Genomic DNA, 13,097 nt, shown 5'->3' on the forward strand with positions numbered 1-13,097 from the left:
TGCTGGAGTCGCCGCCTTACGCTCCAATCCCAGCTGTAAAACAAAATTATCAGTGGATTTCAATAATTTTTTATACGCGCAGGAATTTTCTGACGGACATAAAGCTTCCCCATACGCCGATTACGACGCCCATCAGTAGAATTAATGCGTTAATTTGATAAATAAACGGTGAAAACTCAAGGATCTGTATGAATGAATTTTCAAGCCGTGGCTCCATATATTCATAGACATTGTAGTAGATCATTGATACGGCTGCGATCGGCAGGATTGAGCCGATAATGCCGAGCCAGATTCCTTCGAGTATGAATGGAATTCTGACAAACCAGTTAGACGCGCCAACCAGCTTCATAATCTCAATTTCTGTTCTTCTTGCAACAATTGTTATCTTAATTGTGTTTGAAATCAGGAACATTGCGGTAAACAATAAACCGAAGATCAAAACGGCACCGACATTCCTGCTGACTTCAAGGATGCTGAATAGCCGATCGATTTTTCCTTCGCCGTATTCGACAGAGTGTGTACTTTCAAGCGTACCGATCTGGGAAGCGAGACGTTCAGTTTGTCTCGGGTCAACGGCTTTGACGACAAATTTATCGCGAAGAGGGTTATTTTGTTCAAACAGTGCCATCTCTTCACCGAAACTGTCAATCAGACCGGATAATTCTTCTTCTTTCGTTGAATAGTCAACGGATTCAACACCGGTGAGCCGTTCAATTTCCTGTTCAAGCGTGGATACTGCCTGTTCATCGGCTTCGAGCTCAACGTAGACATTCATTTCAACATCATTTTCAATATCATCAGCGGCTTTATTCATATTGAGCATTAGAGCTGTGAATACGCCGACTAAGAGCAATGTTACAGTTACAGCACTGACAGATGCAAATGTCATCCATCCGTTTCTCACAAGACTTTTAAAACTTTCTCTGAAATGCCTTGATAAAGTTCTAGCTTTCATAACCGTAGTCCCCCCGCTGTTCGTCACGGACAATGACACCATTTTCAATGGCAATGACACGGTGGCGGATTGTGTTCACAATTTCTCGGTTATGCGTAGCCATAATAATCGTTGTGCCGCGTGAATTAATTTCTTCAAACAAGTTCATAATTTCCCATGAAGTCTCCGGATCAAGGTTTCCTGTAGGCTCATCTGCAATCATCACTTTAGGTGAATTTGCGATGGAGCGTGCGATAGATACTCGCTGTTGTTCCCCTCCGGAAAGCTCATCGGGCATCATGCGGGCTTTGTGTTTCAATCCAACTAGATCTAACACTTCCATTACTCTCTGCTTGATTACCTTTGGCTGTTCTTCGATTACTTCTAAAGCAAAAGCTATATTTTCGTAAACAGTCAGCTTATTCAGGAGTTTAAAATCCTGAAAAACCACACCGATATTTCTGCGTAAGTAAGGCACACGTTTGCTCTTCAGTTTCGCAATATCGATTCCATTTACCATAATGTTACCTTTTGTCGGCTTTTCTTCACGGTAGATCATTTTGATAAATGTAGATTTACCAGCTCCACTTGGTCCGACTACATAGACGAACTCTCCGGACTGTATCTTCACATCAAATCCGTTTGCAGCCATGATTCCGTTGGGGTACTTCTTGTATACTTCATTCATCTGTATCATATAAAAAATACTCACCTTATCTTTAAATTTCCTTGATGACTGTACTTAGCTGACTGGTGTAAGTGCCATGATTCGCTGCACAATAGGATTAAATAGCTAATTTTGCAGGATTTCTGCTGAAGGCACAAGAACATTATATCATTCTAGCGAATTTTGTTAACGACATTTATATTACAGTTTCATTTCGTCAATGAAATATAAAAAGCATCTTTCTCCAATTTGGAAAAAGATGCTCAACTTCGGCTATATTATTGCATTTCTGACAGCCATTCTGCAACTACTTCTGCTTCTTCACCTTCAATTAAACCAGCAGGCATGCTTCCCTGCCCCTGCTGAATCACATTCAGAATTTCATCCTGACTCAGCCTCGAACCTACTTCCTGCAGGTTTGGACCGCTTGCACCTTCAAGATTATCACCGTGACAGCCAGAGCAATTTCCAATAAAAATCTCTTCAGGATCCATTTCACCGGCTGAAGAGCCTGTATCAGTTGCTTCCTCTTCTCCGCCTCCACATGCTCCAAGTAAAACTGCAGATCCCAGTGCAACACCTAACCACCATTTTTTCATCAATATCCACCTCATCTTTAAAATAATGTAAAATCTTTTCTTAAAATAACAATTTAATCTCTTTTAAAACCTTCACCTAACACTTCAGATGCGTCATTTACAATCACAAAAGCATTCGGATCAATCTTTTTTACTACATTCTTCAATTTAGTGAACTCAGTCTGATCAATGACACACATTAGGATCGGACGTTCACGATCTGTGTAACCACCGTATGCTGAAAGCTTTGTCACACCTCTGTCTACTTCTTCAAAAATCGCACGGCTGATTTCTTCCTGACGATTTGTAATGATATGCACCATTTTCGAGCGCTGCCATCCGACCTGAACAAGGTCAATTGTTTTACTCGTAACGTAGAGGGCAATCAGTGCATATAACCCCTGCTCAATGCTAAAAACAATTGCTGAACTGAGCACGATCAAACCATCAATCATTGCAATACTCGTCCCAAGTCCCAAGCCACTGTATTTATGTATAATCTGAGCAGCCAGATCTGTACCGCCTGTAGATGCTTTACCTCTAAATACGATTCCTAAACCAATTCCAACACCAATCCCACCAAATAATGCGCCAAGCAGAGGGTCCTCTGTCCATGGTGCCCAATTCTCCGTCAAAAATACCCACCCAGGCAGTGCGAGTGTACCGACAAATGATTTCAGTCCGAAATTTTTGCCGAGCAAAATCACGCCTGCGATAAATAGCGGAATATTAAAAGCATACTGCACAATAGCAGGACGCCACTCAAACAGTCCATTTAAAATTGTACTAATCCCGCTTGTGCCGCCCGAAGCGACCGCATTTGGAAGTAAAAATACATTAAAAGAAATCGCGACAAATAATGCCCCGATGATTACGTATACATAGTCAATTGCCCCGTGCCATGCTTTCGGTTCACTCTGACCGCGGCGATTTCGCTTGCCCATTGACTGTCATCCTTTCTCTATTCAAGTCTACACCGCTAGAGAGTATAGCATGTAGAGACATTTCTGTGAATATTGTCATGCTAGAGCGTTAGTGCGGTGAAGAGTCTGGGTGAAGGCTGCCCTTGCCCGGGTCTAACTGCCGTCACAGCGCTACATGTGACCGTTACTCTCCGGCCGGTTGCGTAGAAACGGGTCTGTCCCGGGTCTACCTTTCTTCCGCAAAAAAATCCGCTGCACCCAGGCAGCGGACCTCCCACACATTAATTATTAATTTTAGAACGCAGATACGCGTTAATAAACGGATCAATGTCTCCGTCCATGACGCCCTGTACGTTTCCTGACTCCGTACTTGTGCGGTGATCTTTCACCATTGAATACGGATGGAATACGTACGAGCGGATCTGGCTTCCCCAGCCAATTTCTTTTTGCTCACCACGAATATCAGCAAGCTTCTGTTCCTGCTCTTCAATCTTTAACTGATAAAGTTTTGACTTCAGCATTTTCATCGCAGAATCACGGTTTTTGATCTGTGAACGCTCAGACTGACACGCCACGACCGAACCGGTTGGAATGTGCGTGATACGGACAGCTGAGTCAGTCGTGTTAATGTGCTGACCGCCGGCCCCGCTTGCACGGTACGTATCCACTTTCAGATCTTCAGTGCGGATTTCAATTTCAATTTCATCATTGAATTCAGGCATGATGTCACACGACACAAATGATGTGTGACGGCGACCTGATGAATCAAACGGCGAAATACGCACAAGTCGGTGTACGCCTTTTTCTGCTTTTAAATAGCCATACGCGTTATGACCTTTAAATAGAATTGTCACTGATTTAATGCCAGCTTCATCACCTGGAAGATAGTCCAGTGTCTCTACTTTAAAACCGCGCTTTTCACCCCAACGCTGATACATGCGCAGCAGCATCGATCCCCAGTCCTGAGACTCAGTACCGCCAGCACCCGGATGCAGTTCAAGTATCGCATTGTTCTTATCATAAGGTTCGCTTAACAGCATTTGCAATTCAAAATCATCCAGCGTTTTGCGGAATGCCGCCAGTTCAGAAACCATTTCGGCGTGCATCTCTTCGTCCGGCTCTTCTTTTAAAAGCTCGTGTGTCACTTCCAGGTTTTCCTGAGTGTCGACCAGGTTTTGATAGCCATTCACAACATCTTTTAATGCGTTTTGATCGTTGATGATTCCCTGCGCTTTTTGCTGGTCATCCCAGAAAGTTGGGTCAACCATCAGTTCATCGATTTCAGCGAGTTTTGCCTCTTTGTTTTCTAAGTCAAAGAGACCCCCTGAAGTCAGCCAGTGTTTTGGCTGTTTTTTCGAGCTCGTTTCTTACGTCTGATAATTCCATTTGAGTTCCACCTTAAAGTTAAATTGTTTTAAAAAACCGCTGGTGATTTCCGTGGGGGACTTCGCTTTCCTGCCCCGGGCGGTGAGCTTCCTCAGGCTTCGCCTTGCGGGATCTCACCTAACCCTTTTCGGGGCGAGAGTCTACGTCCCCCACTCCAATCACCAGCTGAGTCTTGTCATAATATATCTAAGTCATACTACAAAGATACTAATCACAGATCCAATTAAACTCCGTGACAGTTCTTATATTTTTTCCCGCTGCCGCATGGGCATGGATCGTTGCGGCCCACGTTGTTTTCGCGGCGGACAGGCTGGACTTTTTTCTTTGTTTCGCCGTCTTCTTTCGGGTTCACTGCCTGCCCCTGGGCAACTTCCTGACGTTCGAGGTTACTGCGGATTTCGGCTTTCATAATATACTTCGTCACTTCGTCATTCACAGACTGCTGCATCGTTTCGAACATCGCAAAGCCTTCGTTCTGATACTCGCGCAGCGGGTCGATTTGACCGTATGCACGAAGGTGGATACCCTGGCGCAGCTGGTCCATTGCATCAATATGGTCGATCCACTTCGTATCAAGTGAACGGAGAAGGACGACTTTTTCAAACTCACGCATTCTTTCACCAAGTTCTACTTCACGCTCATTGTAACGCTTTGTGACTTCGTCCATGATGAGTGCTTTCATTTCATCATTCGACTTGTCTTCAAGCGTTTCAGCTGTCACGACGCCTTCAGGAAGCAGGTTGGCAAAGATATAGTTCTCAAGAGCTTTCAGATCCCAGTTCTTTCTCTCTTCATTCATTGGAGCGTGTACGTCAACTGCATCATGGACAGATGTTTCAACCATTTTATCAACGATGTGACGCAGGTTTTCAGACTCAAGAATTTCATCGCGGTCTGTGTAAATGACTTCACGCTGCTGACGCAATACATCGTCGTATTGCAGAAGCTGTTTACGCGCATCAAAGTTGTTACCTTCAACGCGTTTCTGAGCTGATTCCACTGCTCGCGTCACCATTTTACTCTGGATCGGCTGTGTATCATCCATTCCAAGGCGTGACATCATCGCTTTCATGTTATCTGATCCGAAGCGGCGCATCAGATCATCTTCCATCGAAAGATAGAACTGTGTAACTCCAGGGTCTCCCTGACGTCCTGCACGACCACGAAGCTGATTATCGATTCGGCGTGATTCATGACGTTCAGTACCGATAACTGCCAGACCGCCAACCTCTTTCACTCCGTCGCCAAGCTTGATATCTGTACCACGGCCGGCCATGTTCGTCGCAATCGTTACAGCGCCACGTTTACCGGCATCCGTAATGATTTGTGCTTCACTGCCGTGATTTTTCGCATTCAGGATGTTATGCGGAATGCCTTTTTTCTTCAATTCGCTTGCGATCAGTTCAGACGTTTCGATTGCCACAGTACCAACAAGCACTGGCTGCCCCTGCGCATGGCGTTCCGCGATATCCTCAACTGCCGCCATATGCTTCCCTTTAACAGAAGCAAAAATCAGGTCTGCTTTGTCATCACGTACAATTTCCCGATTTGTCGGAATTACAACAACTCTCATATTATAAATATTGCGGAATTCCTCTTCCTCAGTTTTCGCTGTACCTGTCATACCGGACAGCTTTTCATAACGGCGGAAGTAGTTCTGGAATGTGATTGAAGCCATTGTCATTGACTCATTTTGAATCTCCAGACCCTCTTTTGCCTCAATTGCCTGGTGAAGTCCATCGCTGTAACGACGGCCTTTCATCAGACGGCCTGTAAATTGGTCAACGATCACAACTTTGCCTTCTTCGACTACATAATCGAAATCGCGCTTCATTGATACATGCGCTTTTAACGACTGAGTAATGTGGTGGTTCAATGTCACGTGCGCATAATCAAACAGATTATCAATACGGAACGCTTTCTCTGACTTTGTAATTCCGTCTTCAGTCAGCTGAACACCCTTTGTCTTCTCGTCGTACGTGTAATCCTCTTCTATTCTGAGATTACGGACAAATGCGTTTGTCTGAATGTAAAGCTGTGTATTTTTCTGCGCCTGTCCCGAAATGATCAGCGGTGTTCTCGCTTCATCGATTAAAATTGAGTCAACTTCATCAATGACAGCGAAGTGCAATGGACGCTGAACCTTCTGCTCTTTATAAAGCACCATGTTATCGCGCAAATAGTCAAAGCCGAGTTCATTATTCGTGCTGTACGTAATGTCAGCTAAATAGGCTTCTCGCTTCTCATCTTTTTCCATACTGTTTAAATTCAGTCCGACTGTCAGACCGAGGAAGTTATACAGATGGCCCATTTCCTCAGCATCACGGCTGGCAAGATATTCGTTGACTGTCACAACGTGCACGCCTTTGCCAGTAAGCGCGTTTAAATAAACCGGCATTGTAGACGTCAGCGTTTTACCTTCACCGGTTTTCATTTCAGCAATGTTACCTTCATGAAGTGCAGCAGCACCCATCATCTGAACGCGATATGGATCCAGTCCAAGCACACGCTTAGCACCTTCCTTAACCACGGCAAATGCTTCAGGCATCAGATCATCCAGTGTTTCACCATTTTCATAACGTGCTTTAAGTTCTTCAGTCTTTCCGCGCAGCTGATCATCAGAAAGCTGTTCAATTTCACTCGATTTCGCAATTACCTGTTCAGCCACTTTATCAAAACGTTTCACATCACGCTTATTACCATCAAAAATTTTATTCAAAATTCCAGACATGTTAACGCTCCTTTATATATCGGGCGGAAAAAACCGTCCTTGCTTTTCGAAATGTAAGCAGAAGGTATACCCCTGCTGCGTTCAATTTAAACATACGTATACACCTAATTATCTTATCACTAGTGAAGTGTGGATACAAGAATTGGAGGATGTGAGATGGTGGGTAGCGGGCATGACGCTGATCAATCTTGATTACTACGATTTCCTGGGTGGATTGCTCCAAGTTGTTTGAGTGATTGCTACGACTTCCCTGGTGGATTGATACCACTCAGACGCTGATTGCTACCGCCCAGCTGAAATTAGCAACAACTTAGCCTGCATGCACTTAGGAAAAAGTCTTTGGGTTTCTTAAGAGAATTAAGAGGGTGAAGTGCAGCGATTTTGCTTGTGGATAGGACATCATGAATGTGCGATTGCTACCACTCCTGCAGAAAACGCGACTTTCCCCCTCATTCGAATGTAGATTTGGCATGAATAGGACTAAAAAATATTCTTTGCCTCCCTACCATTTCTGATTGAATGTCAATTTTATTTATATAAGTGAGCACTTGCCTGTTACTTGACATGGCAAGAAAATCTTTCAAATCACTTGATTTAGCTGTGTAGCCACTCAGCAAAAAATAATCAATCATATTTTGATAAAACATGTGATCCACCCGCTTACGACAAGTATGACAACGCCATCCTCCATAAGCAGTTTCAGCAATGTTATTACATTCCAGACATATAAAACCTTTAATTATTTCATCACGAGAGATACCTAATAGGGTAAGATGATTATTCCAAAACGGGAGGACATTTCTTTGAAGAAGGGTTTGATAGATAAATTTAATTTGCGTTTCAGTGAGGTGCTTGTGAGGGTAATTTTTTATAATTTTTCGATAGTGGTAAGTAAACTGCTCAATGCGGAGAATCTTTTCATAAATGTCGATCTCTGAATCTTTTACTGTAAACTCAACATACTGGTTGGTATATATGACCTGATCAATAACAGGGACTGAGATATTTAACTGATTTAATAGGTATTCAACACATTCAGTGTGCCTGGAAACTTGAAATAACGGACATGTAAAATACTCTTTTTGACCATTTAACATTCGCGTTAGGCTGCCTCCTTTTTTATCAAAAATCAAATTTCCTACCATATTTTTAATTTCACTGATTAATATAAAATATGGGGTGATAATAATAGAGTCGACCTGAAACGTTTCCTTAAATAGCGTAAGTAAGGAGTTTTTTAAATGGAGACATGTTGGGGATAGTAATTTTGATGCTACCTGATCGAAATACATTTCACCATGCAATCCTGAGTCTTCTATACTTTTTTTATTCAGGAGTCTTTGATAGCTCGGATGGCTTTTGGGGAGTCGCCTGATCATGGCTTGATATGACTGGTGTTTAATAGAGGGGAATCTTTCGTTCGTATACAAAATTTCACTCCTTTCTGAAGATAGATTTATTATATTTCAGAAGAGACTTAATTACGAGAAATTATTGTATACCAGTAGAGTTTTTAGTTACTTAAGGGCATCAAGAGAGTGAAGTGCAGCAATTTCGCAGGTGGATAGGACCTCTTAAATGTGCGATTGCTACCACTTGAGCGGAGGATTGCTACGACTTCACTGGTGGATTGCTACCACTCAGACGCTGATTGCTACCGCTCAGGCGAAAATGGCGGCAACTGAGTCCGTGAATCACACCCGGCCCTGCATGCACTTGGGAAACTGTCTTTTATTTTCTTAAATGCATCAAGAGTATGAAGTGCAGCAACTTTGTAAGTGGATAGGACATCACAAATGGGGGATTGCTACGACTTCACGGGTCGATCGCTACCACTTCCCGTGTGTATTACTACCGCCTGAACGCTGATTGCTACCGCTCAGCCGAAAATGGCGGCAACTGAGACTGTGCACCATAGCATAACCCCCAACCCAAAAACAAAAACCGGGCAGCAGCCCGGCTTTAGCTTCTTTCCATATACTCTACAACTTCCATATCCACATAACCCTCTGCCTGCTCGCGCATTTCGAAGTTTTCGGTATGGAGGTAATTTCTCAGTGCTTTATCGATTGTGATGGCGTCCTTCAGGTAGCCGTGCCGTACGAGTTGAAGTTCAAGTTTTTTCTCGACTTCATCTTCAATGGGCATAATAAATTCTTTTTTTGACGGCGCAAAATACAGCTGGTGCATGCGGTAAATTCTTGCAAGTTCGTCAACCGGGGTAGTGTGATCATCAACACGCAGATCAATGAAACGGTCGTTATAGCCGCCGTAACCGCCTTTTTCTTTTACTACTAAAAGCGCTGCAGATTGCTGCCCTCTTGAGTCTCCTCCGGCAGCCTGGCCAGCAGCTAGTGATGCCAAAAGTCTGTCAGCGAGCGGTTGACCCTCCGCATTTTCGAACGCACGTGCCATTGACTCCACGGTTCCTTCCACGAGAATGTTCCCCTGAATGGCGAAGTTTTTGCCAGTCATGCCGCCTGCCCAGTCATAGCACTGCTCGCCTGTGTATGTAGCCGCATTCCCCTGGTTGTCAATCACTCCAACCTGTCTATAGGCGCGGTCTTCATCTTCTTTGATCAAAAGTTCAATCGTTTCTTCAGCCGTTTTCCCGGCCATAATATACGTCATCGCTTCTGGACCGTAAGCTGTGTTTGCGTATGATTGTGTGGCAACTGCTCCAACACCCGCTACCGCATGCGGTACAACTGCACCGACTGCCAGAAATTTAGATTGTGTGGCAATACCCCATTCTTTTTCTACCGGATCATAACCCACGATTGAATACGTCATTTTCAGCACTCCCTTAAATCAAGATGCTTATATCTACCCTAAGAAAACCGCTCCGTAAACCAGTGCGCCGGCAATCACAAATGCAGGGTGCACCTTGAATCGTTCAAGCAGAACAAAGCTGATCACTGCAAGTACGGCTGTCTGTACCGTGCCTGTAGCCTCGATTGCATCCGCGAAAAAGCCCCATGTCATCACACCTAACAGCACTGCGATTGTCGGGCGGACGAGCGTAGACATCATTTTCACGCGCGGTGAATCTTTGTATTTCATGATTAAACCGAGCAGGACAACCATTAATATAAGAGATGGAGCAATTGTCGCAAACAGCGCAACCCCTGCGCCTAAAATACCGCCTTCAGCATAGCCGATATAGCCCGCCATTTTTGTTGCGATCGGTCCCGGAAGAGAATTCCCTAGTGCGAGTACCTCTGAAAATTCCTGTGTCGTCATCCAGCCAAAACGGTCAACGACTTCATTTTCAACGAGCGGAATGGAAGCCGGTCCGCCACCGTAGCCGAGAATGCCGGGAATAAAAAATGCTAAAAAGATTTCCCAGTATATCATGTTTTTGCACCCCGCTTTCCGCCAAGCAGCAATGCATAAAGCAGAATGCCAAGTATTAAAATAGCCGGATGAACATTTGCCATTTCAAGCAGCACAAAGCTTCCCAAAATCAGTGCGATTGCTTTTCCCCAGCCAAATGCACTTTTGGATTTCTTCACAAAATCCCATGTTAGCACGGCGAGCAGGACACCTACCACAGGCACCACTGCTTCTGACATACCGTTTACCCAGGAGACGTCACGATAAGCGTTCAGTGCCATCAGCATCACAATCATCGCCACGACTGAAGGAAACGTTGTAGCAAACACTGCATTAATCATGCCGAATATCCCGCCGACACGATAGCCGATGTAACCTGCCATTTTTGTTGCAATTGGCCCCGGCATTGCATTCCCGAGCGCCAGTACATCTGAAAATTCTTCGTCACTCATCCATTTATAGTGTTCCACCACTTCTTTATGAACGAGCGGAATGGATGACGGTCCGCCGCCAAAGCCGAAAATGCCGACTCTGAAAAACCCCATGAACAGACCGCCCTGTTTACTATTCGTCAATTTTAATCACCACGCTGCAATTTGTCCGTCTGTACGGGATTCTGTCCCGCCTTTTAATACGCCCGTCTTTGGATCGCGCCAGATAATCTGTCCACGTCCAAACGATCCGCCGTCTGTTGTTACCTGAATTGTATGTCCTTTGCGTACAAGTGCCTGAGCTAAATGGTTCGGGAAGTGTGGCTCAACATGAATCGTCTTCCCGTTCATCCACTGCCATCTCGGCGCATCAAGCGCTGCCTGCGGATTCAAATGGAAATCAATCGTATTCACTGCCACCTGGAAATGCCCCTGTGGCTGCATATAGCCACCCATCACGCCAAATGGACCGACTGCCTGACCGTCTTTCGTTAAAAAGCCCGGGATAATCGTATGATACGTTCGTTTACCAGGCTTTAACGCATTTGGATGCTCAGCATCGAGACTGAAATCATGCCCTCTGTTCTGGAGGCCGATGCCCGTTCCAGGTACAACAACACCCGAACCAAAGCCCATATAATTACTCTGAATATAAGAAATCATATTCCCTTCATCATCCGCTGCAGCAAGATAAACTGTTCCTCCTTTTGGAAGCTCCATTGGCTCAGGATCGATCGCTTTGTCACCGATCAGCTCACGTCGTTTATCTGCATACCCTTTAGATAAAAGCTCTTCAGTTGAAATCGGCATGTCCTCAGGCTCAGTGATGAACGCTTTTCCATCTGTAAATGCAAGTTTCATTGCTTCAATTTGTTTATGATAGGTTTCTGCACTCTGGAACTCATCAAACTCAAATCCCTGCGCAATATTCAGCGCCATCAGTGCGATCATGCCCTGGCCGTTCGGCGGGATTTCCCACACATCGTAGCCGCGGTAGTTGACCGAAACAGGATCGACCCATTCAGGCTTGAACGCTGCAAGATCCTCTTTTGATAAATAGCCGCCGTGCTCCTTCATATAAGCGTCAATTTTATCAGCTAAACCTCCATTGTAAAAGCTCTCCGCTTTCGTTTCAGCAATATCTTTTAGCGTCTCAGCATGCCCTTTAGAAGACCACATCTCACCAATTTCCGGCGCACGTCCTTCAGGTGTAAATGTGTCAAACCATGATTTGTAGACGTCGTCTTTGAAAATCTCTTTGAACTTCTCAGCTGCAGACTTCCAGTACTTCCCGAGAACCGGTGACACAGGATAGCCTTCTTCCGCTAAACGGATCGCAGGTGCCATCAGCTTTTCAAAAGGAAGCTTGCCATGTTTCTCAGAAAGCTCTGCCCACGCTGCCGGCACACCTGGAACTGTTACCGGCTCAACACCGAACACCGGCATTTTTTCATAACCGCGCTTCTTCATTTCTTCTATTGAAATAGACTTCGGTGCCGGACCGCTCGCGTTTAGTCCATGAAGCTTATCCTTCGTCCACACAAGTGCAAACGCATCGCCGCCGATCCCGTTCGAAGTCGGCTCAACGACCGTCAGTGCAGCAGCCGTCGCAATCGCTGCATCAATCGCATTACCGCCCTGCTGTAAAATTTCAAGCCCTGCCTGTGCAGCTAGCGGCTGACTTGTCGCGACCATTCCGCGCTTAGCAAAAACTGTATTACGTTGAGATGCAAATGGATGGTATAAGTAATCTGTTGTCATATATGTACGCCCCTTTTATTTCGATTTACGAATCAATGAGTATTATTATAGTCTAAATTGAGGGAAAATTCTAGTTTTGTTTTCGTGGAGCGGGTAGAAGCGGGTCTGGGCACTGCCATGACGCCCGATGCACTGTTTTGGCCGGTGAGTGTACGACACACCCGGGTTGAGTGCACAAGATCGCCCAGCGAGTGCACAAACCACCGAATTCGATGTCCTATCCACACACTTCGGCTGTCCACCCACCCACTTCATGCCTTTTAGACTCTAAGACCCTGTTTCCGAAGTGCATCAAATGCTGCTTCACGCCGCCCGGGCATCGGATGCACTGTTTTGCGCGGTGAGTGCAC

The 13,097-nt window shown here is 45.0% G+C and carries 11 protein-coding genes; all 11 read right to left on the reverse strand.

Going from position 1 to position 13,097, the window contains the following annotated elements; genetic code table 11:
* Positions 1-70: 70 nt before the first annotated feature.
* A complete protein-coding gene (gene ftsX, locus E2626_RS00815; RefSeq protein ID WP_134378652.1) occupies positions 71-955 on the reverse strand; it encodes a permease-like cell division protein FtsX in 885 nt (294 codons plus the stop codon).
* Positions 945-1,631: a cell division ATP-binding protein FtsE gene (gene ftsE, locus E2626_RS00820; RefSeq protein ID WP_134378654.1), complete on the reverse strand. Its 687-nt coding sequence runs from the start codon at positions 1,629-1,631 to the stop codon at positions 945-947. Before ftsE ends, ftsX begins: the two co-directional genes overlap by 11 nt.
* A gap of 248 nt (positions 1,632-1,879) precedes the next feature.
* On the reverse strand, positions 1,880-2,200 hold the full coding sequence (cccB, locus tag E2626_RS00825; protein WP_134378656.1) for a cytochrome c551: 321 nt from the start codon (positions 2,198-2,200) through the stop codon (positions 1,880-1,882).
* A 53-nt stretch (positions 2,201-2,253) separates the two neighbouring features.
* Positions 2,254-3,123, reverse strand: a complete 870-nt coding sequence (locus E2626_RS00830; RefSeq protein ID WP_134378658.1) for a YitT family protein — start codon at positions 3,121-3,123, stop codon at positions 2,254-2,256.
* Positions 3,124-3,383: 260 nt separating this feature from the next.
* A protein-coding gene (prfB, locus tag E2626_RS00835; RefSeq protein ID WP_134378660.1) for a peptide chain release factor 2 occupies positions 3,384-4,488 on the reverse strand; the annotation gives its coding sequence in 2 pieces (ribosomal slippage) (positions 3,384-4,415 and positions 4,417-4,488; 1,104 coding nt in all).
* Positions 4,489-4,711: 223 nt separating this feature from the next.
* Positions 4,712-7,219, reverse strand: a complete 2,508-nt coding sequence (secA, locus tag E2626_RS00840) for a preprotein translocase subunit SecA (RefSeq protein ID WP_134378662.1) — start codon at positions 7,217-7,219, stop codon at positions 4,712-4,714.
* A gap of 449 nt (positions 7,220-7,668) precedes the next feature.
* On the reverse strand, positions 7,669-8,649 hold the full coding sequence (locus E2626_RS00845; protein WP_134378664.1) for a nuclease-related domain-containing protein: 981 nt from the start codon (positions 8,647-8,649) through the stop codon (positions 7,669-7,671).
* A 532-nt stretch (positions 8,650-9,181) separates the two neighbouring features.
* Complete coding sequence (locus tag E2626_RS00850) at positions 9,182-10,012, reverse strand: DUF1028 domain-containing protein (protein ID WP_134378666.1); 831 nt, start codon at positions 10,010-10,012, stop codon at positions 9,182-9,184.
* Between the two features lie 33 nt (positions 10,013-10,045).
* On the reverse strand, positions 10,046-10,576 hold the full coding sequence (locus E2626_RS00855; protein ID WP_134378668.1) for a chromate transporter: 531 nt from the start codon (positions 10,574-10,576) through the stop codon (positions 10,046-10,048).
* Complete coding sequence (locus E2626_RS00860) at positions 10,573-11,100, reverse strand: chromate transporter (RefSeq protein WP_134379299.1); 528 nt, start codon at positions 11,098-11,100, stop codon at positions 10,573-10,575. The genes E2626_RS00855 and E2626_RS00860 overlap by 4 nt, the downstream gene beginning before the upstream one ends.
* A gap of 36 nt (positions 11,101-11,136) precedes the next feature.
* Positions 11,137-12,747, reverse strand: a complete 1,611-nt coding sequence (locus E2626_RS00865) for a gamma-glutamyltransferase family protein (RefSeq protein ID WP_134378670.1) — start codon at positions 12,745-12,747, stop codon at positions 11,137-11,139.
* Between the last annotated feature and the right edge of the window lie 350 nt (positions 12,748-13,097).

This window comes from Jeotgalibacillus salarius, from assembly GCF_004405125.1.
GTDB lineage: Bacteria > Bacillota > Bacilli > Bacillales > Jeotgalibacillaceae > Jeotgalibacillus > Jeotgalibacillus salarius.

What these genes read in the sequence shown, in the direction of transcription:
- ftsX (WP_134378652.1), bottom strand. Translation starts at nt 955, where the DNA reads ATGAAAGCTAGAACTTTATCAAGGCATTTCAGAGAAAGTTTTAAAAGT.
- ftsE (WP_134378654.1), bottom strand. Translation starts at nt 1,631, where the DNA reads ATGATACAGATGAATGAAGTATACAAGAAGTACCCCAACGGAATCATG.
- cccB (WP_134378656.1), bottom strand. Translation starts at nt 2,200, where the DNA reads ATGAAAAAATGGTGGTTAGGTGTTGCACTGGGATCTGCAGTTTTACTT.
- E2626_RS00830 (WP_134378658.1), bottom strand. Translation starts at nt 3,123, where the DNA reads ATGGGCAAGCGAAATCGCCGCGGTCAGAGTGAACCGAAAGCATGGCAC.
- secA (WP_134378662.1), bottom strand. Translation starts at nt 7,219, where the DNA reads ATGTCTGGAATTTTGAATAAAATTTTTGATGGTAATAAGCGTGATGTG.
- E2626_RS00850 (WP_134378666.1), bottom strand. Translation starts at nt 10,012, where the DNA reads ATGACGTATTCAATCGTGGGTTATGATCCGGTAGAAAAAGAATGGGGT.
- E2626_RS00855 (WP_134378668.1), bottom strand. Translation starts at nt 10,576, where the DNA reads ATGATATACTGGGAAATCTTTTTAGCATTTTTTATTCCCGGCATTCTC.
- E2626_RS00860 (WP_134379299.1), bottom strand. Translation starts at nt 11,100, where the DNA reads ATGGGGTTTTTCAGAGTCGGCATTTTCGGCTTTGGCGGCGGACCGTCA.
- E2626_RS00865 (WP_134378670.1), bottom strand. Translation starts at nt 12,747, where the DNA reads ATGACAACAGATTACTTATACCATCCATTTGCATCTCAACGTAATACA.